The following is a 24,077-nucleotide window of genomic DNA, read 5'->3' as shown; positions in this document are numbered from 1 at the left end:
AATCTAATTATATATATTTTGAAAATGCCTGATCTAAAACTGTGGGTAAACTAACTCTTCCTTTAACTACTGCTACCACTTCTGCTTTTGCTTCTGAACATATTTTACCATCTGATTCCCGAATTATTTTCTGATTAAAAAAATATCTTATTCCTTCTTTTTGCAAAGAATCTACTGTACATAAGAATTTATTTGATCCTTGTAAAGGAACTAAGTATTTCACATGGATACTTATCAACACTAAATCGGTTCCCTGCTGATGAAGTTCGTAAAAGTTCAAATTATTTTCTTCTAAAAATTCATGTCTTGCAACTTCGTAATAGTGTTGGTAATTTGCATTATTCACTATTCCCTGGGCATCACATTCGTAATCCCTCACTTTCATCGATATCTTAAAAATTGAATTATCCATTCGTTTGTTTTAATGTAATCAGATTTATTTTATTTTTAATTATGTAAAAATATACCAAAGCACTCCTACATTTAAGCGGAAGTCAGTATAAGGATTTAAGGGTGTACTATAGAAATCATACCCGGTGAGACTGGAATTAAAATGTTGCCCTTCCAGTATAATCATCATTCTTTTTACTTTAAACTGTAAAAAAATATCAAATACCGGATATTCTCCTATATTATAATTTTCTGTGGAAGATTGTAGTCTAAACTCATTGGTAACAGGAAAAAATATTCTGGATTTAAATTTTGAAAAATAATAGGCATTTAAGCCCAGTTGATATTCTGCATGATTTTTAAATGCCTTGGATTGATAGTAAAATGTTGCTCTCCCTACAAATTCCGGTAAAGGCAAAATCTGACTGTTATTTGTTACTTTTTGATACGCTAAATGAGTTTCAAGATGAAATTTTTTAAACTGAAAAGAGTTTTGTAAACCTATTTGAACAATATTTACTGATGCACCAGATTGTTGTGGCTGTGCATTTTCATCTATGTAGGTATATTTATTTAAATCATAAAACTGCGCCCTGATTCTGGTATTAAAAGGTTTTAGGTGCAATGTACCACCAGCTTGCAAAATTCTTTCATTTGATGGATTTTCCGTAAAGTAATTAAATTTTTTATAAAAACTTTGATTATAAAGCAGATTCAGAGATGGAATTTGTGATTTAATTCCCAAATTGGCATCCAAGTAGTAGTTTTTAATCGGCTGAATTACTAAATGGTTATCAATAAAATAGGAGTTTTTAAATGTATCACCTGTTAAAGCTTCCGCTTTTGATTTCAAAATTACTCCTTCTTTCCAATTGAAAGTCAGGTTACCTGCTGCTCCTATTCTGTTGTCTTCAATATGCTGCGGATAATTAATGCTTGAATCTACAGGCCTGTCAAACTTAAATTCCAAATGTTCGTATTTTAGTCCGGCTTCAAAAAGCAATTTATCTGTCCAGTTAAAAGTTGCCGAAGTAAAATTGGTAAATTTCCTTAGTTTTTTTGAATTATAATGTCCTTTGATATTAGTTCCGTCAAACATATTATCCTGAGTGTCAAAAAAGGTATTTAATGTGCTGGTTTCTCCGTACGTATAATGAGTAGTTTCGTAAGATAAAATATTTCTAAGTGACACAGGGTATAAATTTTCTCCAGATGAAAAAAGGCCTAACTGCTGTCCTATATAAAATCTTCGTTTTTCATATTTGGAATTTGCCCCTGATAAATTCATTTCCATCCTGTTACGATTTTTAAAACGAGAATCTCCATTTTCAAAATTTTCGGGATACATAATTCCAGCATTTTCTTCGTTATTTACATTTGCAACCATATAATGCCCCCATAACTGGTATCTTCTATTTTTTGTATGATAATTGGTTGTAAATAGGAGTGTATTACTGGACGCAAGCTGATCCATATATTTTCCTTCTGATCTCAACCCTTTATATTGTATGGAGTAGTTGATACGTGAATTAATATTATGTGTAAATAAACTGGATAAGGAATGTCCTTGTTTATAGCCATTGTTATACTGAAATTCGGTCATAGGTGTCTGAACATCAAAATATCGTATGTCTTCAACTCCCAATATGTTTGATGATTTTCCAGCTGGCATTAAATCTATGGACGAATTAATTTTTGTACTATATAATAATTGATTGGCTGCTTCTCCAATATTTGAAAAAGGCATACTTCCAAAGTAATCTTTAAAATTGTACATTCTATTTTTGTAGTACTTGTCAATGGTTAAAACGGTATCAAAAATAGTTTTGGGTGATTCTTCTTTCCAATATTTATACGACTGTATAGTTGGATTATAAATCTTTACAGAATCGTTTGCGGATCCTGATTTGATATTGGTTTCCGGTGGATTTTTTTTATCATTTTCTTTTACCTGAGCAAATAAAAAACTTCCTACGAATAAACAAATTAAAAAAATTTTTATTCTAGTCATTTATAAGAGATACAATATGCAAATATAACAATAAAAAGCCGGCTCAAAGACCGGCTTTTTATGTAAGCTTGTTAATTTTTATAAAAAAATGTTAATTTTTACTGAACAATAATTTTCTTAGTTTCTATTTTTGTTCCGTTATTTAATTTGATTAAATACACGCCGGTAGTTAATCCTGTTATATCCACTTTATTTTCGCCATCTGTTAAGTTTCCTACCGAAATAATTTTTCCAGCCATATCAAAAATCGTAAAATCTACTTTTTGATTAACAGAAACATTTATATTCCCATGAGCAGGAACAGGATATATTTTTGTTTTAAATTCTGTCGTCGATATATCTTCATTTCCTAACGTCTTTATATTTGCCCCTGTCACTAGCAGCGTATACTCCTGATTACCGGAAACTTGTGAGTTAGCAGCATTTAATTCTTTTAAATCTCCTTTATGAGATACTTTAACTGTATATTTTCCTGCAACAGGTTTTAAGATATCTATTCTTTCAAAGTTATCTACCAAATTATCTCCTTTTGTTGCTGCCAATGATGGATTTTTGCCATTCAATTTCCAAGGATAGTATGTATTGCCTTGAGTATCAATTACTCTTACATCCAAATCATTTACTAAATATATATCATCCGGATCAGTAGCTCTTTTACTATTGTAATTAGCTGCTGGCAAATCTGTCCATGATATAGATACGATCAAAGGTTCTGTGTCACCGTTTACATTAAATTCCTTCGTATAATCAGTTCCGTTTTCTAAAATGTTTTCTTCTAAAATAGCTTCTCCGGTTTTACTTCCGGAAATAGTTAAAGCAGATTTCTTGAAATCGGCTAATCCCCAACCATATCTGTAATCGGGTCCATCTGCATCACCAGCTTCTTTTGCAGTATGTTGTACAAGACCTCTTACTGTAGCTGATTTCATAAATTTCCCGTTTAAACTGTTAAAGTATTGTTGTATAAGCAGAACACCTCCTGTTATTCCTGGAGATGCCATAGAAGTACCACTCATCGATGCATATTTATTTGTCTCTGTTGGATTATTAGCATCAAAATATGTAGAGTATACTCCTACCCCCTTACTCGCTATGTTCGGTTTAATTCTTCCATCATCTGTAGGCCCGGGACTACTGAAATAAGCTAATTTTACTGAAGACGGACCGGTATAGTTTGAAACATTTTCTACTGCTGCAACGGTTAAAACATTTTTAGCAACACCTTGAGCGGTAATCAATTCATATCCTTTTTTATGAGGATTTATATAACTCCATTCATCCAAATCATTTCCTGCTGATTTTACAATCTGGTAGCTTTTATTGGAGTAAGCTACTAAGTCTGCATTATAAGTAGAAGCCAAATAAGCTCCATAATAATAGGTAGGTAAAACATAACCAGAACTGTGAATACTGGCTAAACCATATGAATGGTTTGAGACTATATATCCTTGAGAAGCAAACTTCTGCATGGCTGCAATATCATTATCCCAATGATAACTATGTGCTTTAGCCACTGATGCCATTCCTTTAGCTTTTGTATCAATTCCCTGAGCCATTATTGTACCTGCCACATGTGTTGCATGATAATGATTAGCTACTGAATCTTTTTTAATTAATCTATTACCTGAAAATTCAACATGATTAGGCATTGCTATTCCTCCATCCCAGATACCTGCCACCATATTTTCTCCATTAATTTCTAAACCTAATTCCCCGCCAGATTGTAAGGCATTAGCACCAATAGTTTGTGCAGCTCCCTGATTAAATGTACGATTAAATACTGGTGTTCCAAATTCAGAAATTTCAGCTATTCCATAGATTATCCCATCTTTAACATATTGTCTTTTAACATCTGGATTTCGGATTAGATATGATTCAATCTTACTCTTTCTTTCATTTTCAAATGTATTAATAACCCTCTCGACTGAAACCTGCATCTCTTTGTCGTAGGTCTCAATAACTCTTTTTCTTTCTTCAATAGTTTGTGAATTAGCCAAACTATAAAATGCTAAAAAAGCAAATAATAAATTTTTTTTCATATACACATTAATTTATAATATGCTCTAAATTATAAAAAAATTCATAACAAACCTCTTAATTAAGATTATTTTTTCTTCATTTAGGAATAATATACCTTATTATTATATCAGAAAAATACAAATTATTTAATGGTATTTATATTATTTAAGCTAAAAAATCGTTAAAATTGATTTTTCAAATTATAAATACTTCAAGCACTTGGTTTTTTTATATCAAACTTATTTTTTTCACACTTCAAATAATTTTATTCACGACATTGCTATAATGAGCTTTTTCTTAGATACTATATATCTAAATTTTTATTTTATACTCAAATTATTATTTCTAAACTAATAATGAAATATTACTGTTATTTGATTTTATTATATTAAAAAAGCCGGATAAACCGGCTTTTTAATTTTATTTACTGAACTATTATTTTCTTTGTTTCTATTTTATTACCATAATCTATCTTTACTAAGTAGGTTCCTGTTGGAAGACTAGATGTATTTAATACATTTGTCCCTTGAACAAAATTACCTGAAGAAAGTATTTTGCCTGTCATCTCAAATAAAGTATATTTAGCTTTTTCATTTAATACTACAAAAACCTGATTCTTTGCCGGTATTGGATATATTTTTGTTGTAATTTCTTTCAAATCTATATCTTCCGCATTTAAGGTTTTCATATCAGGCCCTGTAATTATTAATGAATATTCTTGTCCTGAACCTGATAAACTCCCTTTATGTGAGACTGTTACCAAATACTCTCCATCTGGATTTGAAATGTCTATTCTTTCAAAATTATCTACATCATTGGTTGTATCATTCTTAGCAGCTTCTGCTGGAGCTTTACCATTTAATCTCCATGGATAATACGTTTGTAAAACATTACCATCTTTATCTATTTTATCTACTTTAACATCTATATCGTTAACCAGGTATTTAGCTCCACTAGGATCTTTTTCTCCTATTATGGAAACCCCTTCATTAGAATATCCTAAAATATCACCATTATAGGTAGTAAATTCAGGATCTGTCCATGAAATTGAAACCTGAAGAGGAGTAGATCCGGAAGATTCAATTTTTTTAGTATATGTCTTCTGGTTTTCTAATTTATTTTCTTCTATGAGTGAACCTTGAGTATTATTTGTAATTGCTAAAGCAGCAGATTCAATATCTGCCAATCCCCAGCCGAAAGAGTAATCCGGACCGTCATAGGAACCAGCTTCTCTGGCTGTATGTTGGATCAGTCCTCTCACTGTAGCAGAAAGCATAAATTTAGAATTCAGATTTTTATAATGTTCCTGTAAAAGAAGAATAGATCCGGTAATAGCAGGTGTTGCCATGGATGTACCTTGATCAATATAATAATTTGAATCTCCGGTTGAGTTTGTTGAAAAAACAGACACTCCTTTTGCTGAAATATTTGGTTTTATCCGACTATCATCTGTTGGTCCGTAGTTACTAAAGGTTGACATGGTAACACTAGAAGCTCCGGTATAATTAAGTTGTTCATAAACAGCCGCCACTGTTAAAACATTTTTTGCTACTCCATAAGTTGTTACCAATTCGTATCCTGGATTTACTGTATTTAGTTGAGAACCATAGTTTCTATCGTTTCCGGCAGCAAAAACCATCTGATAATATTTATTCAGATGAGCAATCTGATCTATTTTATAGCTGGTATAGTCATATGCTCCCAGTCCCCACCAATTAGCCCCATAATAAGGTTTACCATTGACTATCAAGGTTATCCCATAGGAATGATTGGAAACCAAGTAACCATTAGTTCCAAAAACCATCATTTCGGACAAATCATTAGTAAAATCGTATGATTTTATCAACGCTTTAGGTGCCATACCTTTGGAATAACCTGCTGGATACGTTACGGATTTTATGGTATTCGCAGGAGACACTCCTGCTGCTGCAATAGTACCTCCTACATGCGTTGAATGGCTACTTAATGCTGTAATACTATCTGTTCCCAGCTCAATCCTGGAACTTCCTCCTTGTGTGACAAATTCAATATGACTTCTTCGTATTAATCCGCTATCCCAAACCCCTGCATATAAACCCTCTCCGTTTAATCCCAGATTGAGATTAACGTTTCTTGCGCCTATAGTTTTAGCCGAGCCTTCGTTAAATGTGCCAATATAAACTAAGCTTCCATCCGGATTAATTCCAACAGCCAGTTTACCCTGAGCTTCATCGTTTGAAAAAGGTAAAACTTTAAATTTATTCAAATAATTATTTAGCGTTTTCTGTCTTAAATTATTTTGTAAGATAAGTTCCTTTTTAACTTTTTCTATCTTATTATAATCGTAAGATTTTGTCATCTTCTTTTTCTGTTCTGTTGTTTGAGCGCTAAGAAGAATCACTGAAAAAACCGATATGATAGTTAATAGTTTTCTTTTCATATAATCATCTCATTTATAGATTATTTAGTACAAAAGTAATAAATAACTGAATATCTTTTTTAATCTTCTCTATAATAAATTTTATTATAAAAAAATAGCCGCTAAGTATAGCGGCTATTTTTTATTTTATATGAAAATTAAATTTTTAATTTCTTTTTGACTTCTACTTCCTCAAACGCTTCTAATAAATCACCTATCTGGATATCGTTATAGTTTTTGACATTCAAACCACACTCGTATCCTTTAGTTACTTCTTTCACATCATCTTTGAATCGTTTAAGACTTTCCAACTCTCCGGTATAAACTACAATGCCTTCTCTGATAATTCTGATTTTAGCATTTCTTGTTATTTTACCATCAAGAACCATACATCCTGCAATTGTTCCGACTTTAGATATTTTGAAAACCTCTCTGATTTCGACGTTACCCATAATCTGCTCTTTAATTTCAGGAGAAAGCATACCTTCCATTGCTTCTTTCACATCATTAATCGCATCATAAATAATTGAGTAAGTACGTATTTCAATTTCCTCTTTATCTGCTAAATCTTTAGCACTCATGTTTGGCCGTACATTAAATCCTATTAGGATAGCATCTGAAGCTGCAGCAAGCAATACATCAGATTCTGTAATCTGTCCTACCCCTTTATGAATGATATTGATTTGAATCTGATCATTTGATAGTTTTTGTAAAGAATCTGTTAAGGCTTCTACCGAACCATCCACGTCTCCTTTAAGAATGATATTAAGTTCTTTAAAGTCTCCTAAAGCTATACGTCTACCTATTTCATCTAGAGTTATATGTTTTTGAGTTCTGATGGATTGTTCTCTCATCAGCTGCTCTCTCTTATTAGCTATCTGTTTAGCTTCTCTTTCATCTTCAAAAACTCTGAATTTATCTCCGGCAGTTGGCGCTCCATCCAGCCCCAAAATAGTAACCGGTACAGAAGGACCTGCTTCTTTCATAGGTCTTCCTCTTTCGTCAAGCATAGCTCTTACTTTTCCATGGTTCTTACCTGCTAAAAGATAATCACCTACTTTCAAAGTTCCATTTTGAACCAACACTGTGGAAACATATCCTCTTCCTTTATCTAAAGCAGCTTCAATAACTACTCCATTTGCAATTCGGTTAGGATTTGCTTTTAAATCTAAAATCTCTGCTTCTAATAAAACTTTCTCTAGTAAAACATCGACATTATTTCCAAATTTAGCTGAAATTTCCTGGGACTGAATTGTTCCCCCCCAGTCTTCTACCAATAAGTTCATTTGAGCTAATTCCTCTTTGATCTTATCCGGATTTGAATTTGGTTTATCTATTTTATTTATAGCAAAAATCATCGGTACTCCAGCTGCCTGAGCATGGCTGATAGCTTCTTTTGTTTGAGGCATTACGTTATCGTCAGCAGCTACTACAATAATAGCTAAATCCGTAACCTGAGCTCCTCTTGCTCTCATTGCGGTAAAGGCTTCGTGACCCGGCGTATCTAAGAATGTTATTTGCTGTCCGTTGTTTAATTTAACGTTGTAAGCTCCAATGTGCTGAGTGATTCCTCCGGATTCTCCGGCTATTACATTCGCTTTTCTTACATAATCCAAAAGAGAAGTCTTTCCGTGATCCACGTGACCCATTACAGTAACAATAGGGGCTCTGTGGATTAAATCTTTTTCATCATCTTTAACGTCTTCTATTGCTGAGTCATCAACCTCAGAATCTGTAAATTCGATCTTATATCCAAATTCGTCAGCTACCAGAACCATGGTATCAGCATCTAAACGTTGATTCATGGTAACCATGACTCCTAATGAGAAACAAGCAGATATAATTTCTGTAGGAGATACATTCATTAAGCTGGCTAATTCATTTACTGTAATGAACTCGGTCACTTTAATAGTGTTATCTCTGCTTTCTAATTCAAATTGTTCTGCTTCTTGTTCTCTTCTCTGAATCCTTTTATCTCTTCTAAATTTAGAACTCTTAGATTTCCCTCCTTTGGAAGTAAGCTTTTCAAGAGTTTCTTTTATTTGATTTTTAACTTGTTCGTCAGTTAATTCAACAGGTCTTACGTTACGGTTGTTATTACCTCCTCCTGTAAATCTTCTATTACCACCGGTGTTATTCCCACCTTTTTTGAAGTTCCTGTTATTATTTTGTCCTTGCTGGTTACCCGCAGGTTTTTTATCACCATTGATAGTTTTCGCTACCTGATTTACGTCTACCTTTGAATCTTTAACAATACGCTTTCTTTTTTTCTTTTCCGCATTACTATCTTTGTTTGTATTGGTCTTCTTAGGGCGCTCAAATTGAGATAAATCAATTTTTTGTCCCGTCATTTTAGGCCCATCAAGTTTTTGGTACTGAGTCGTAATTCTTTCTGGTTCGTCAGGCTCTTCCTGTTTTTTCTCAACAACTTTATCCATTTTAGGAGCTGGTTGTGCAGGTGGCGTTTGTTCTGCTTTAACAACTGGCTGAACTTCCTGTTTCACCGGTTGATCATCTTTTGTCTTCTCTTTTTCTTTAACCCTCTTTACAGGATGTGTCGGCTCCTTAGATCTTTGCAAATCTTCTGCTGACATTTTTCCTATAATTTTAATTCCTGATGTTTTTGCACCTGTAGTTATTTCTTCTTTTTTCTCAGTAACTAGATCTTGCTTAGGCGCTTCAACTTTTTCTTCTTCTTTTTGAGGTGTATTAATTTTAGGTTTTTGAGCATTTAAGTCTATCTTTCCTAAAGTTTTAGGTTTAGATATCTCTTCTGCTTTTGCTTTAATAACCTCTTGCTGAATCGGTTTTTCTTCTTTCTTTTTTTCTGGAATTTTGTTAATGACCACATCTAAAGACGCATCTTTTTTTAGTTTATCTTCTGAAAATTCAGTAACTAATAGTTTATACGCCCCTTGATCTAACTTAACGTTAGGGTTCTTCTCTATCTCAACATTTTGGGAATGCAAATATTCCGCAGCTCTGTCAAGAGAGATGTTAAGGTCTTTTAATACTTTACTTAATCGAATACCCGACATATAATATTTTGTTGTTATTCTTTTTATTTACAAATATGGTAATTTATTGATAGTAATACACTATTACTCTTCAAATTCTTCTTTTAAAATACGGATAATGTCCAGAACGGTTTCTTCTTCCAAGTCCGTAAGTTCCAATAGATCATCTACATCTTTTTCCAATACTGATCTAGCTGTATCCAGTCCTACTTTTTTAAACTCTTCAATAATCCATGAATCAATTTCATCAGTAAATTCTGTCAACTCTATATCTTCTTCTTCTGGCTCGTCTCTTCTAACATCGATTTCATACCCCGTTAACCAGCTGGCTAACTTAATGTTCTGACCTCCTTTTCCAATCGCTTTTGACACCTCTTCAGGCCTTAAAAAAACAATAGCATGTTTTGTTTCCTCATTTACTTCCATTGAAGAAACTTTTGCAGGACTTAATGCTCTTTGAATGAACAATTGTTGGTTATTGGTATAATTAATAACGTCAATGTTTTCATTTCTTAATTCTCTGACTATTGAATGAATTCTAGAACCTTTCATTCCTACACAAGCACCTACCGGATCAATTCTGTCATCGTATGATTCTACGGCTACTTTTGCTTTTTCTCCCGGGATACGTACTGTTTTTTTGATGGTAATTAACCCATCGTAAATTTCAGGAATTTCAAATTCAAAAAGTTTTTCTAAAAATTTCGGGGAAGTACGTGAAAGTATAATCTGAGGTTTCCCGCCTTTTAGACCTACTTCTTCTACAACTGCACGAACTGTTTCTCCTTTTCTGAAAAAGTCTGAAGGAATTTGATTTTCTTTGGGTAATATCATATCATTTTGTTCTTCATCCATAAGAATTACTTGCTTATGTCTGATATGATGTATTTCACCACTTACAATATCTCCTTCAATAGATTTGAATTTTTCATATAAATTTGAGTTGTCATATTCAGCAATCTTAGTATTCAAAACTTGTTTGAATGCTAAAATATTTCTTCTTCCTAACTCATTCAATTCTATTTTCTGAGTATATTCTTCCCCTACTTCAAAACTCGGATCTATTTTCTTTGCTTCACTAATTTCCATCTCCAGCAAATCATCTTCAGACATTTCATCTTCAACAATTTTTCTGTTTAAATATATTTCTAAATCTCCTTTATCCGGATTAACAATAACATCGAAGTGTTCATCTGAACCATATCTTTTTCTCAATACAGTCTTCATCGATTCTTCCACGATGGCCATTAAAGTGATTCTATCTATATTTTTTTCGTCTTTAAAATCAGCAAATGACTCGATTAATTCTATACTATCCATTGATCCTCATTTAAAATTTAATAATGATTATTGCTTTCTTTATATCGTTATAGGGTATTTGTTCTTTTAATTCAACTGTTTCTTTGCCTTTACCTATTTGTTTAGGCCTTCTTTCTTTCCATTCTAAAACTACATATTCTTCCGTAGATTCGGTTAACACCCCTTCAACCTCTACACCATCCACTTTTGTTATTTTTAAATCTCTTCCTACATTTTTGTGATATTGCCTTGGAAGCTCCAACGGATTTGAAATCCCCGCAGAATATACTGACAATTCAAAATCTTCTTCCTCTCTGTCTAAATTATTTTCTACTGCACGACTACAATCTAAACAATCCTGTACGGAAACACCTTCATCACCGTCTATAATAATCTCAATCTGATTTAATGGAGAAACTTTACAGGAAATCAAAAATAAATCTGTTCTTGTCTGTAAAAAATCATTTAATAATGTATCTACTTTATCCTTTAATTTCATATTTTACTTTCATGCAAAAGAACTTATTTTATTAACAAACAGAATGTTAGCAAGAAAAAACTTAAACTGTAAGTACAAAAAAAAGCCCTTTGTAAATTAGGCTTTTCATTTTTTTAAGTCCCAAAACTTTGCAAATATAATACTTTTTTTTTAATTTTTAAAATATTACACGCCTTAGAATAAGAGAATTAGTAACTTATTTTATCTGTGAAACTCAGCTATATCAATTTTAACTGAAAAAATATTTGAATAGAGCGCCACAGATGCATTCCCTATGTTGGTTAAAGCATAGTCAACCGTAACTCCTCTGTATTTAAATCCAATTCCTGCATTGGGCTGCATTGTGATTTTTTTTGTTCCATCATATTGCATTTCATGTTGCATATTTGTAAAGCCCGCTCTAAGAAACACGGTATTATCATAATCAAACTCAACTCCTAAAGATGGCGACATACTTACAACATCTGAAGATACCAAATCGTTTGTTTTAGAAAATTCAAAATTTAAATTTGCTTCTGCTAAAAAACCAATTTTTTCGCTTATATCCAACTTTTTAGCCACACCTAATTTTAGTTTAGGAATGGTTAATTCTATCTTATCTTCAGGGGCTTCATTTAAAGTCTCTCCATCTAGTTCCATTTTATTTAATTCTTTCTCATTAACCGACCACACATTAAAGGTTGTTGTTATGTCGCGTACCATTACTCCAAAATAAAACTTATCTTCTGTTCTATATTGCAAACCAGCATCTAAACCAAATCCGAATGCATTTGCAAATTTACCAACATGTCTGTATACAATTTTAGCATTGGCTCCTACTGATAAGTTAGGATCATTAAAAAGATTTCCTGCATATGAACCCATTAAAGCATAATCTGCAGTTGAAAAACGACTTATTTTATTATAATCAATATTTCCCTGATTATCTATTAATTGTGTTGTATTCATGATATCGTCAACTGCGAAACGATATAAGGAAATCCCTACCGTTCCTTCTGTACCTCCATTTAAAGGTATAGCAACAGCTGCATATTCATATTTTGCAATAGATTGAAAATATTCTGCATGCATAAGAGCTGCCTGCCATGAATCAGTAACTTGAGTGAGACCCGCCGGATTCCAGTAAACGGAATTTACATCTGAAACATTAGCAACCACATTATTACCCATACCAAAAGCTCTTGCATCGGCTCCAATATTTAAAAATTCATTAGAGTATTTCCTGAATGATTGCGCTTTAATTGGCAAATTAATTATAAAACTAATTATTACTAATAGTAGTAATTTAATTGTATTTGTTTGTTTCCTTTTCAAAAAATAGTTTTTGCAAAAATAATTTTAATTTTATAAACGTACGAATTATGTTTTTATTACCACAACTATATTCCGTAAATGGCAAAAAATTATATTTAAAATTCATAGATTTGTAACTAAATTTTTTCCTCGAAGTAAATGAAACATCTCCCCAATATACTTACTCTTGCAAATTTATTTTGTGGAAGTATCGCTTGTATTTTTGCAATAATTAATGCTCCTACCTCACTTATTTTGTATTTACTTATTGCTTCTCTGATTTTTGATTTTTTTGATGGTTTTGTTGCTAGAGCTGTACGAGCTTCCGGTCCTTTAGGTAAAGAATTGGATAGTCTTGCTGACATGGTTACCTTTGGCTTATTACCAGGAATATTAATGTTTAAATTGCTAGGTGGTAATTTAATTTTGAATAGTTTTCTTTCTCAATCATTTACACTTACGGCTCATTCTATATTTCCTTTTTTTGGGCTGTTAATCACATTATTTTCGGCTTTACGTTTGGCAAAATTCAATCTTGACGAAGAACAAAGCTATTATTTTAAAGGGTTGCCTACTCCTGCTAATACTATTTTTATCTTTGCTATTTATTGGATTATCGAAAAAAATTCAACTATATTCTGGAATAATAGTCTGATTCTTTTTTTTCTCACAATTTTAAGTTCCTATATTCTTGTTGCTAATCTTCCTCTGTTAGCATTAAAATTTAAGAGTTTGAAATGGAAAGATAATTCGCTTGTTTTTTCATTTATCATTCTGTGTGTTGTTTTATTACTTTTACTTCAAATTTCAGCAATCCCAATTATAGTATTCCTATATATAATCATATCAATCTTATTCAGAAAAAAAATAATATCTAATGGAACTAAAACTACATAAATCAATCTGCTTTTTTGATCTGGAAACTACCGGAATTAATGTCAGTAAAGACCGAATAGTTGAAATAAGTATTTTAAAGGTCAATCCCAATCAGTCCAAAGAAAGTAAAACATGGAAAGTCAATCCCCAGATACCCATTCCTAAAGAATCATCTCTTATACATGGTATTTATGATACGGATGTTGAAAATGCTCCAATATTTAAAGACATAGCTCCTCAGATATTAGAAATGATTAAAGATTCTGATCTGGCTGGATACAATTCTAATCGTTTTGATATTCCTTTACTTGCTGAAGAACTATTACGAAATGATTTTGAATTTGATATTAAAAAACATCGTCCTATTGATGTACAGGTTATTTTTCACAAAATGGAACCTAGAACTTTAGCTGCTGCGTATAAGTTTTATTGTGATTCTGATCTTGAAAATGCTCATTCCGCATCTGCTGATACCTTAGCTACTTATGAGGTTTTAAAGGCTCAAGTAGAAAAATATGATGCTGTTGAAAATGACATGAAGTTTCTGCATGAGTTTACCACTCAGAATAAAAATGCTGATTTAGCCGGTTTTGTAGGCCTGGATAAAGAGGGCGATGAGATTTTTAATTTTGGAAAACACAAAGGGAAAAAATTAAAAGAAATTTTTAAATCTGATCAAGGTTATTATTCTTGGTTAATGAATGCTGATTTTCCTTTATATTCAAAAAAAATATTTACAAGAACTAAATTAAAAAGTGTATTATGAAAATTATATGTGTGGGAAGAAACTATAGCAATCATGCTAAGGAGCTTAATAATGACATTCCTAAAGAACCTGTATTATTTTTAAAACCGGACACAGCAATACTTAGACCGGGTGAAGATTTTTATATTCCTGAATTTAGTGATAATTTACAGCATGAAGTCGAATTATTGCTGAAAATATGTAAAACAGGAAAGTATATTCAACCTGAATTCGCTGAAAATTATTACTCCGAAATAGGCCTTGGAATTGATTTTACTGCTCGCGACTTACAGGATAAACTTAAGGATAAAGGTCTTCCTTGGGAAATATCTAAAGCTTTTGATCATTCCGCTTTAATTGGAAATTTTGTTACTAAAGATAAAGTCAATCTAGAAAATGTTAATTTTTCTTTATTAAAAAACGGAAATATGCAACAGCAAGGAAATTCTTCCGATATGCTTTTTCCTTTTAATACGCTCGTTTCTTATATATCCCAGTTTTTTACATTAAAAACCGGAGATATTATTTTTACCGGAACTCCTTCTGGTGTTTCAGCTGTAAAGGAAAATGACATTTTGGAAGGTTTTATTGAAAATGAGAAATTTTTTGAGATAGCTATAAGATAAGTTTATTTATTTATCTTTATCTTATGATCCTGGCTTTTTGGAACAATAAAAAATTTTTCAGGCGACCACTGTGCTAAAAAAATTTCGGATACGTCTTCATATCCTTCTTTTTTAAGCTCTTCCTTAAGCCAGTCTTCCGTTTTATCTATTCCTTCCAGATAAACATGATTAATTTCCCCTTCTATAACTAATAAAACTGCGTATTTGTCATAATCATCTGTAAAAGCTGTAATCGACCCATCTTGCTCCATTTGTGCAAAATACACTTTAGATATATCATAGATTCCATCATTTTTCAAAACGTTTGCATAGGTCATAATATCCATTTTTGCTTTTTTAAATCCTTCAACATTGAGTTTTCCTTTAAGTACCAAGGGAATAATAGGCCCTTCAATCAATCCTCTTAAACGGCTATATTTTTTCGAAAAAAAAGCAATAAAATATATAATTATGGTCCATATCAATAAGACTATCCCAAACTCTAATATAGAAATACCCGGATTGTATAATATCCCTCCGACGAGACCTCCTAAAACAATATTCTGAATAAGGTCTATACCTGATACCTGATTTAGGATTGTTCGCCCAATAAGCTTAATGTAAACTAAAACAGCTATAAATGCTACAACAAGTTTTATTCCAATAAAAATGTTGTCAACCAAATTAAAACTACCGAAAAAAGCATTTTTTAAATCCATTACCTTATGTAAATTAGTGTTGAATACAAAATTATAAATTTTATCTTACAAATTGTCTAATTTTTCTTAGCTCATTTAATTGACTATACGTTTTTAATTAAACAGATTATAAAAAATGAGCCAAAAGTCTTTAACTTTCAGCTCATTTTAAACAAAACTAGATAAAACCTTTCTGTTTTAATCTAAAACAGAAACCGGCCTTTTATCATCTCCTACAGCAACAAAAGTAAATTCACCAGTAACAGCTTTTTCTCTATGTTCATAATACATTTGTTCAATAAATATTTCCACTTTTACTTTTAAACTGGTGTTTCCAATTTCTATTACATTCCCAATCAGTTCCACAATTGTTCCTGCAGGTATGGATTTTTTAAAATCAATTTTATCACTTCTAACGGTAACCATTTGCTTGTGGCAAAATCTTGTCGCTGTAATAAAAGCAACTTCATCCATCCACTGCATAGCAGTTCCTCCGAATAAAGTGTCATAATGATTTGTTGTACCAGGAAATACAGCTTTTAAAATTCTTGATTCCGATTTTTTCTTTCTTTCTTCCAGGTTTAGATCCATATTTATTATTTTATTGTTTATACATGCGAAGCTCTCATTTCTTCAGCAGCTGCTACCATTTCTATAAGAGCTTTTTTTGTTTCATCCCAGCCTCTGGTTTTTAAACCACAATCAGGATTAATCCATAATTGATTTGTAGGAATTTCTTCTTCGGCTTTCTTCATAAGATTTACCATTTCTTCTCTCGAAGGAACCCTTGGTGAATGAATATCATAAACACCCGGCCCAATATCATTTGGATAATTGAATTTAGAAAATACATCTAATAACTCCATGTTAGAACGAGAACATTCTATAGTAATTACATCTGCATCCATATCAGCTATATTCTCTATGATATCGTTGAACTCAGAATAGCACATATGCGTATGAATCTGCGTTTCATCCTTTACACCACAAGACGAAATTCTAAATGCTTTAATTGCCCAATTAAGATAGTTTTCCCAATCTGCTTTTCTTAAAGGCAATCCTTCTCTGATAGCAGGTTCATCTATCTGTATAATATTGATTCCTGCTTTTTCCAAATCAAGGACTTCATCTCTAATTGCTAATGCTATTTGATAACAGGTATCTTTTCTTGGTTGATCGTCTCTTACAAAACTCCATTGCAAAATAGTAACCGGACCTGTCAACATACCCTTAACCCATTTATCTGTAAGAGATTGCGCATAGGCAGACCATTGCACAGTCATAGGCTCAGGACGATGAACATCTCCATAAATGATTGGAGGTTTTACACATCTGCTTCCATAGCTCTGCACCCATCCATTTTTTGAAAATGCAACACCTTCCAGACTTTCACCAAAGTATTCAACCATATCATTTCGTTCAAATTCGCCATGAACGAGAACATCCAATCCAATTTCTTCCTGAAAACGTATAGCCTTTTCAGTTTCTTTCTTTAGTAAATCTTCATATTCAGAGAGAGAAATTTCTCCTTTTTTCATTTTTGAACGCCACGAGCGTACTTCAGCGGTTTGTGGAAATGATCCTATAGTTGTAGTAGCAAATAAGGGTAATTCCAGAGCTTTTTGTTGTTTTTCTTTCCTTTCGGAGAAAATATTATGTCTTTTATCCTCTACTTTTTCTATATTTTTAATTCTATCCTGAACGTTTTGATTATGAATAAGCGGAGAAATATTCCTTCTACTTACAGAATCTGTGTTTTCTTCCAATTCTTTTAAAAATTCGGGTGTATCCTTTTTTTCTGCTAATTGTTTAAGTGTTACTACCTCTTTGATTTTTTGTTTGGAAAAAGCCAGCCAATCTTTAATTTCCGGAGAAAGAACTTTTTCGTTGGTTTCTGAGTCCAAATCTACAGGGCAGTGAATTAAAGAACAGGAAGGTGCTATTATCACTCTATCTTTTCCTACTTTGTCTGAGGCTCTGTCAATTATTTTTAAAGAATTCTTAAAATTATTTTTCCAGATGTTTCTCCCATCAATAATCCCTAGAGAAACAGACATATTTTCCGGAAGCTTGTCAAGTACTTCATCAAGTTGTTCAGGACAGCGAACCAAATCTATATGTAATGCCTGCACAGGCAAGCTGAGAGCTAGATCTAAATTATCTTTAAGACCATCAAAGTAAGTAGCAATCATTTTCTTGATAAACGGATACTTTTTATTAATTTCGGTATATACATATTGTAATGCATCCTTTACTTCAGCGTCTATATCTAATGCAAGAAAGGGTTCATCGAATTGTATCCATTCCACTCCTGCTTCTTTTAATTTTTCAATGATTTCCAAATAAATCGGCAGAAGACTTTTTACTAATTCTATCTTATTGAAATCTTTTTCTTTTTCTTTACCAAGCAACAAATACGATACAGGACCTATTATAACAGGCTTTGTAATAATGCCTTCTTGTTTTGCTTCTAAAAATTCATCTATAATTTTTGTTGAGAATAAAGAAAATTTCTGATTCTTTTCAAATTCAGGTACAATGTAATGATAGTTAGTATCAAACCATTTGGTCATTTCCATTGCAGTTATATCAATACCTTCCTTTTGATATCCTCTTGCCATTGCAAAATACAACTCCTGTTCAGAGTTTGAGCTCTTTACTAAAATTTTGTTGTAACGTTTAGGGATGGCTCCTACCATCAAAGACATATCCAATACCTGATCGTAAAACGAAAAATCGTTGGAAGGTATTACTTCTATTCCAGCACTTTTCTGTAACATCCAGTTTCCTAATCGGATATCTTTCCCTGTTTTCATCAGTTCCTCAACTGATATTTTACCGGCCCAAAATTTTTCACAAGCCTTTTTAAGTTCTCTGTTACTACCAATTCGCGGGTAGCCAAGATTGTGTGTTTGCATCTTTTTTAACTTTTAAATGATTAAACTATAAAAGTTCTTATTGTTAAACTTCAAAAATGCTTTCAAAAAAGAGTAAAGTATATGAGGTGTACTATATAGAAATAAAAATACCTCCCAGAAATATTTTATGGGATATACTTATCTTTATAATTTAACCTACGACCTTTGCTTCAAATCGCGAAAGCATTGTCAATTCAAAATAGGCAGGTCTCCTGGCTTGTAATATTTTATCTACCTTCTCACTTTTTACGGCAATGGTATATATTGATAAAACTCATACATTACTTACAGTTGCGCGACAGCTCATGATTTACACATGATTCCCTATTATTCTGCTTTTACACAGCACCATATTCTGGTTGATAAAGAAATTAAGAAAAGAACTTAACCAAACAAATATATAAAAAAAGTTATCTAATATTACGATTTATAACAAAATAAAAATGAGAGCAACACTCTCATTTTTATTTTGATTTAATTTTATTTAAAAAGCTTTTATTTATATTTTTTATAAAGTCAAAGTATCTGTTTTTATATACTTACTATTTAACTTCATACTCCAATCGAATAGTCACACTTGCTGTTTTATTTTTGGAAGAGGTATTAAATGTTCCTCCCCAAGAATATTCATCATCAGATGAATTTTGTGCTGTAATTTGAAAAACACCTAAATTTGCTGTTTTTAATTTACCTAATTTACCTCCTGCATTTTTAGCTATTTCCTCTGCTCTTTTTCTCGCATCTTGAGTAGCATCTGCAATCATCTGAATTTTTAAATCCGCTAATTTTGTATAATAATAAGAAGGGGCTTTTGAATAAAGTTCAACGCCACTATTAATTAGTTCGGTTATTTCACGTGATAAATTTTCAACTTTTTCGACATCTTTGGATTCAATGGACACTGTTTGATCTAATTGATAACCTGAAAATACAGAACTTCTCCCTCCATCTGTATTATAATAATCATACTGTTTATTAATATCTACAGAAGAAAAAACCAGCTCATTATCTTTGAACCCTTTTGACACCAGATAATCTCTTATTTTTTTCCTATCTTGCTCTAAATCCGAATATGCCGTTTTTAAATCCATGCTTTTCTTTGAAAAATCGCCATTCCATACAATCAAATCAGATATGAAATCTTTAGTACCTAAACCTTTAACTGAAATAGAAGTAGTCAGATTTTTATTTTTGAAAGAATTACCTAAAAAATAGGCTGATATTATTAAACCTAAAGAAGCTATTAATGTTGATACAACTAATCCTTTTCTCATTTTTATATTTTTATACCAAATATACAAAAAAAATAGCCAGATTATTAATCCAGCTATTTTTTTACTTTATAATTACTATTAAAGAGTATCAATATTATTTAAATCTTTAAAGGATTGTTCCAGTCTTTTCCCAAAAGATTCTTCTGATTTACGAACCCAAACTCTTGGATCATAATATTTTTTATTTGGAGAATCTTCTCCTGTTGGGTTACCTACCTGAGTTCTCAGATATTCTATATTAGTTTCTACATAATCTCTTACTCCTTCAAGATAAGCAAACTGTAAATCTGTATCTATATTCATTTTTATTACTCCGTAACTAATAGCTTCTCTAATTTCCTCCAAAGAAGATCCAGAACCTCCATGGAATACAAAGTTGATAGGTTTTTCAGAACCGCCAATTTGTTTTTGAATATACTCCTGAGAATTTCTTAATATTTTCGGTTCTAATTTAACATTACCCGGCTTATAAACTCCATGAACATTACCAAAAGCAGCAGCTATTGTGAAGTCTGGACTAATTGAATGTAATGCCTGATATGTTTTGTAAACATCTTCCGGCTGAGTATATAGTTTAGAGCTATCAACATCAGAGTTATCCACTCCGTCTTCTTCACCACCTGTAATTCCTATTTCTACTTCAAGAGTCATTCCCATTTTAGCCATTCTTTCGAAATATTTAGCCGAAATCTCAAGGTTTTCTTCTAAAGATTCTTCTGATAAGTCCAGCATATGTGAAGAGTATAGTGTTTTACCTTCTTTTTTATAAAATTCTTCACTTGCATCTAGCAAACCGTCTATCCAAGGAAGTAATTTTTTAGCGCAATGGTCTGTATGTAAAATTACTGTAGCACCATAAGCTTCAGCTAAAGTGTGAATATGTTTAGCTCCTGCTATAGCTCCTAAAACGTCTGCTCTAACATTATCATTTTTAAAACCTTTTCCGGCATTGAACTGTGCTCCTCCATTTGAAAATTGTATAATAATAGGAGCATTTACTTTTACTGCAGTTTCTAAGGCCGCATTTATATTACTGGAACCAATCACATTACAAGCAGGCAAGGCAAATTGTTTTTCTTTTGCGTAATCAAATATTTCTTTAACCAACGAACCGGTTGCAACACCGGCAGGAAACTTTCTACTCATGATTTTTTTGTATTTATTAAACTTTTAAGTTGTAAAGGTACTAAAGAAATTACATTTTAAAACCTAATTTTCATTGAATTTTCTCAGGTTTATGAGTTAATTTAACCAAATATTATATATTTACCTGATAAGCGTTAAAAATAAATACATTGAAATAGGATGAAAGATATATTTGAAAATAAAGTTATTTGGATTGTTGGTGCATCTTCGGGTATCGGTGAAGCTCTGGCTGTATATTTTAATCAATTAGGCAGCAAAATCATCTTGAGCGCCCGAAGGGAAGAAGAGCTTTTACGAATTAAGAACTCAACTTTATTTCCAGAGAATAATAAAATTCTGCCACTAGATTTATTTGATTCTTCTGATTTTAATGAAAAAACAAAAGAAGCTTTTTCATTTTATAATACTGTTGATTACGTATTTCTAAATGGGGGAACAAGTTCCAGAGGTTCTGTTGCGGAAACGAATATTGAAGTTTATAGGAAAATGATGGATTTGAATTTTTTCAGCTACGTAGAATTAACTAAAGAAATCCTCCCTTATTTTAATAAGCAAAAACATGGTCATTTTATAGTCACAAGTAGCACAATGGGTAAGATAGGCTCACTTGGGCGATCGGCTTACGCTTCTTCTAAACATGCCTTACATGGTTTCTATGATTGTCTAAGAGCAGAAGTTACTCCTCAAAATATTTATGTCACTTTATTAACTCCCGGATATATAGCTACTAATATTTCATATAACTCTCTTATGCCCGACGGATCTCCTAGAAAAGAGATGAGTGAAAACATTAAAAACGGTCTTCCTGTAGCTAAAGCAGCTCGACAGATTGCCAAGGGTGTCAAAAAAAAGAAAAATGAAATATTTATTGGAAAAAAATTGGGCGTAGAGCATCTATCATTATTTTTAATGCGTTTTTTTCCAGGTATACTCCATAAAGCTGTACGAGCTTTCCCTCCTAAATAAAAAAATTAGAGGAATTTATAAAAATAAATTCCTCTAAAAACTCTCTATAGCTACTAATGCTAACAAAAAATTAATTATGTTTTTTAGTATTTCTATTTAACATTACAAATGTACTAATTGAAACAAACCATATTTTGCTGATTTAATTTAATTACGAAAAAAAATTGCATAACATATAACAACCAGATTAAAAGCATCTTACATCAATTAATTTCAGAAAAAAACTTATTTTATTTTAAGATTTACTTTGTTTATTTTCTTTAACTTCACGCCCGCTAACTAATATATGAAATAACTTGTGGACAATTTTAAAAAAAACAGTACCAAAATTTTTATTGATACAATTAAAAGGGAGTTTATAAAAAACTATTTTAAGCTGCTCTGTTTTATGCTACTCATTAATTTAATTATTTATTATGTGTATGAGTGCAAAATGTTAGTAGATTACTTGCTGGGTGCAACTCTTTTTTTGCTTTGTTCACTTTTTTTATTTCCCAAATATTATAATATTAATCGTTTAGTAGATACCTGGTTTATCTTAAGTCCTATATATTTTACAGTTTTTATTATTCTTTTATGGAATTATTCATGCATTATTGTTATATGGTTGTTTCTAACCCCGTTGGGTGCTTATATGTTTTTCACTTTTAAAAAAACTATATACTGTACAATATTTATTTTCATTTATATAGCTATTCTTTCTGTCATATCTCATTATGTAGGTCCCTTTAATAGCTTTAGTATTGACAAAAATGGTGTTTTTATTATTGATATGGTAACCATTATTAATTACTTTATAAATATGGTCCTTTTACTTTTTTATAAAAACAAAATTAACAGAGCACAGTATAATGCTCAAAATCAACATGAAATTGAAAAATTGATAAATATTAGAAAGAAATATTTACAATCAGAATTTACGCCGGATGAATTAACTAAGTATAGTGAATTGTTTACAAAAATAAGTGACTATGTGGAAGTGAAAGAACCCTTTAAAAAATCTGATTTCACCATATCAGAATTATCTTCTGCTTTAAATTCAAATAGCTCCTACGTATCCAGAGCTATACGTATGAACGGTTTTTCAAATTTTAACAATTTCATGAATTCTTATAGAATCAATTATGTAAAACAACAGCTTCTTCAAAATCGTCATCAACAATATACTTTATGCTATATTTATACTGAGGCGGGTTTTACTCATCAGTCAACTTTTAACAGAATTTTTAAAGATTTTACTGAACTTACGCCTTCCCAGTACATTCAAGAAATAAAAAATATCCCTCAAAAAGATTTGTAAGGGATATTTTTGCATTTTTTTGAGCTTTGCACTTATTATTTTAATGCTGAAATTGCTTTTTCGTAGTCTGGTTCATTAGAAGTTTCTGCAACTTGTTCTTCATAAACAACATGACCTTGTTCATCAAGAATTATTACCACTCTGCTTAGTAAACCTTTCAAAGGCCCATCTGCAAATTCAAGCTCATAGTCTTTTCCAAAGTCAGATCTAAAGGCTGATAGTGTTATAACATTATTTAGTCCTTCGGCCGCACAAAATCTGGATTGTGCAAAGGGCAGATCTTTAGAAATACATAAAACTACTGTATTGTTTAACTCGGAAGCTTCTTTATTAAATGTTCTCACAGACATTGCACAAGTTCCAGTATCTACACTAGGAAATATATTAAGAACTACCTTTTTTCCAGTAAAATCAGAAAGTTTTTTTTCTGATAAGTCAGCTCCCGTTAATATAAATTCTTTAGCTTTTTGACCTATCTGAGGTAAATTACCTAATGTATGTACTTCGTTTCCTTTTATTGTAACTGTTGCCATATTTTTTTATTTAAATGTAGTGAATTATGTTTATCAGTTCATCTATATTCCTATAATTATATATTATATTTTTATTACAATTAGTAATAA

19 protein-coding genes and 1 riboswitch are annotated in these 24,077 nt (G+C 31.6%); of the genes, 5 read left to right on the top strand and 14 right to left on the bottom strand.

What is annotated here, in order from left to right:
• Positions 1 to 7: 7 nt before the first annotated feature.
• From EOV51_RS05340 to EOV51_RS05305, 8 genes are all read right to left on the bottom strand, one after another.
• Positions 8 to 412 (bottom strand): acyl-CoA thioesterase, encoded by a 405-nt coding sequence (locus EOV51_RS05340; RefSeq protein WP_128150631.1) that lies wholly within the window; start codon positions 410 to 412, stop codon positions 8 to 10.
• Between the two features lie 39 nt (positions 413 to 451).
• Entirely contained in the window at positions 452 to 2,401 is a 1,950-nt protein-coding gene (locus tag EOV51_RS05335; protein WP_128150629.1) for a putative porin, read from the bottom strand.
• A 98-nt stretch (positions 2,402 to 2,499) separates the two neighbouring features.
• Complete coding sequence (locus EOV51_RS05330; RefSeq protein ID WP_128150627.1) at positions 2,500 to 4,440, bottom strand: S8 family serine peptidase; 1,941 nt, start codon at positions 4,438 to 4,440, stop codon at positions 2,500 to 2,502.
• A gap of 404 nt (positions 4,441 to 4,844) precedes the next feature.
• Complete coding sequence (locus EOV51_RS05325; protein ID WP_128150625.1) at positions 4,845 to 6,839, bottom strand: S8 family serine peptidase; 1,995 nt, start codon at positions 6,837 to 6,839, stop codon at positions 4,845 to 4,847.
• Positions 6,840 to 6,976: 137 nt separating this feature from the next.
• Positions 6,977 to 9,856, bottom strand: a complete 2,880-nt coding sequence (infB, locus tag EOV51_RS05320; RefSeq protein ID WP_128150623.1) for a translation initiation factor IF-2 — start codon at positions 9,854 to 9,856, stop codon at positions 6,977 to 6,979.
• Between the two features lie 63 nt (positions 9,857 to 9,919).
• On the bottom strand, positions 9,920 to 11,155 hold the full coding sequence (gene nusA / locus EOV51_RS05315; RefSeq protein ID WP_128150621.1) for a transcription termination factor NusA: 1,236 nt from the start codon (positions 11,153 to 11,155) through the stop codon (positions 9,920 to 9,922).
• A 10-nt stretch (positions 11,156 to 11,165) separates the two neighbouring features.
• Positions 11,166 to 11,633 (bottom strand): ribosome assembly cofactor RimP, encoded by a 468-nt coding sequence (gene rimP, locus EOV51_RS05310; protein ID WP_128150619.1) that lies wholly within the window; start codon positions 11,631 to 11,633, stop codon positions 11,166 to 11,168.
• A gap of 201 nt (positions 11,634 to 11,834) precedes the next feature.
• Positions 11,835 to 12,923 carry a putative type IX sorting system protein PorV2 gene (locus EOV51_RS05305; RefSeq protein WP_128153297.1) on the bottom strand — a complete coding sequence of 363 codons (1,089 nt, stop codon included), beginning with the start codon at positions 12,921 to 12,923 and terminating at the stop codon, positions 11,835 to 11,837.
• Positions 12,924 to 13,085: 162 nt separating this feature from the next.
• On the opposite strand from EOV51_RS05305, the gene EOV51_RS05300 reads away from it, so the two are divergent.
• The 3 genes from EOV51_RS05300 to EOV51_RS05290 are packed head-to-tail and all read left to right on the top strand — an operon-like array spanning position 13,086 to position 15,173.
• Complete coding sequence (locus tag EOV51_RS05300) at positions 13,086 to 13,823, top strand: CDP-alcohol phosphatidyltransferase family protein (RefSeq protein ID WP_128150616.1); 738 nt, start codon at positions 13,086 to 13,088, stop codon at positions 13,821 to 13,823.
• Entirely contained in the window at positions 13,804 to 14,568 is a 765-nt protein-coding gene (locus tag EOV51_RS05295; protein WP_128150614.1) for a 3'-5' exonuclease, read from the top strand. The genes EOV51_RS05300 and EOV51_RS05295 overlap by 20 nt, the downstream gene beginning before the upstream one ends.
• Positions 14,565 to 15,173 carry a fumarylacetoacetate hydrolase family protein gene (locus EOV51_RS05290; protein ID WP_128150612.1) on the top strand — a complete coding sequence of 203 codons (609 nt, stop codon included), beginning with the start codon at positions 14,565 to 14,567 and terminating at the stop codon, positions 15,171 to 15,173. Before EOV51_RS05295 ends, EOV51_RS05290 begins: the two co-directional genes overlap by 4 nt.
• A gap of 2 nt (positions 15,174 to 15,175) precedes the next feature.
• On the opposite strand, the gene EOV51_RS05285 is transcribed toward EOV51_RS05290, so the two are convergent.
• The 5 genes from EOV51_RS05285 to fbaA all read right to left on the bottom strand — a co-directional run bounded on the left by EOV51_RS05285 (position 15,176) and on the right by fbaA (position 21,188).
• Complete coding sequence (locus tag EOV51_RS05285; protein WP_128150610.1) at positions 15,176 to 15,871, bottom strand: DUF421 domain-containing protein; 696 nt, start codon at positions 15,869 to 15,871, stop codon at positions 15,176 to 15,178.
• Between the two features lie 177 nt (positions 15,872 to 16,048).
• Positions 16,049 to 16,441 carry an acyl-CoA thioesterase gene (locus tag EOV51_RS05280; RefSeq protein ID WP_128150608.1) on the bottom strand — a complete coding sequence of 131 codons (393 nt, stop codon included), beginning with the start codon at positions 16,439 to 16,441 and terminating at the stop codon, positions 16,049 to 16,051.
• A gap of 17 nt (positions 16,442 to 16,458) precedes the next feature.
• On the bottom strand, positions 16,459 to 18,768 hold the full coding sequence (metE, locus tag EOV51_RS05275) for a 5-methyltetrahydropteroyltriglutamate--homocysteine S-methyltransferase (protein ID WP_128150606.1): 2,310 nt from the start codon (positions 18,766 to 18,768) through the stop codon (positions 16,459 to 16,461).
• 185 nt (positions 18,769 to 18,953) lie between these two features.
• A riboswitch (cobalamin riboswitch) is annotated at positions 18,954 to 19,137 on the bottom strand.
• Between the two features lie 173 nt (positions 19,138 to 19,310).
• Positions 19,311 to 20,042, bottom strand: coding sequence for an SIMPL domain-containing protein (locus EOV51_RS05270; RefSeq protein ID WP_128150604.1), 732 nt, complete (start codon positions 20,040 to 20,042; stop codon positions 19,311 to 19,313).
• 78 nt (positions 20,043 to 20,120) lie between these two features.
• Positions 20,121 to 21,188 (bottom strand): class II fructose-bisphosphate aldolase, encoded by a 1,068-nt coding sequence (gene fbaA, locus EOV51_RS05265; protein ID WP_128150601.1) that lies wholly within the window; start codon positions 21,186 to 21,188, stop codon positions 20,121 to 20,123.
• A 159-nt stretch (positions 21,189 to 21,347) separates the two neighbouring features.
• On the opposite strand from fbaA, the gene EOV51_RS05260 reads away from it, so the two are divergent.
• Positions 21,348 to 22,154, top strand: coding sequence for an SDR family NAD(P)-dependent oxidoreductase (locus EOV51_RS05260; protein ID WP_128150599.1), 807 nt, complete (start codon positions 21,348 to 21,350; stop codon positions 22,152 to 22,154).
• 433 nt (positions 22,155 to 22,587) lie between these two features.
• The gene (locus EOV51_RS05255) at positions 22,588 to 23,454 is read left to right on the top strand and encodes a helix-turn-helix domain-containing protein (protein ID WP_228427738.1); all 867 of its coding nucleotides are present in this window, start codon (positions 22,588 to 22,590) and stop codon (positions 23,452 to 23,454) included.
• Positions 23,455 to 23,489: 35 nt separating this feature from the next.
• On the opposite strand, the gene tpx is transcribed toward EOV51_RS05255, so the two are convergent.
• On the bottom strand, positions 23,490 to 23,987 hold the full coding sequence (gene tpx, locus EOV51_RS05250; protein WP_128150595.1) for a thiol peroxidase: 498 nt from the start codon (positions 23,985 to 23,987) through the stop codon (positions 23,490 to 23,492).
• Positions 23,988 to 24,077 lie beyond the last annotated feature (90 nt).

The organism is Apibacter raozihei (genome assembly GCF_004014855.1).
Classification (GTDB): domain Bacteria; phylum Bacteroidota; class Bacteroidia; order Flavobacteriales; family Weeksellaceae; genus Apibacter; species Apibacter raozihei.
The sequence above is the reverse complement of the archived record's forward strand: the minus strand, read 5'-3'. Positions and strand labels throughout refer to the sequence as shown.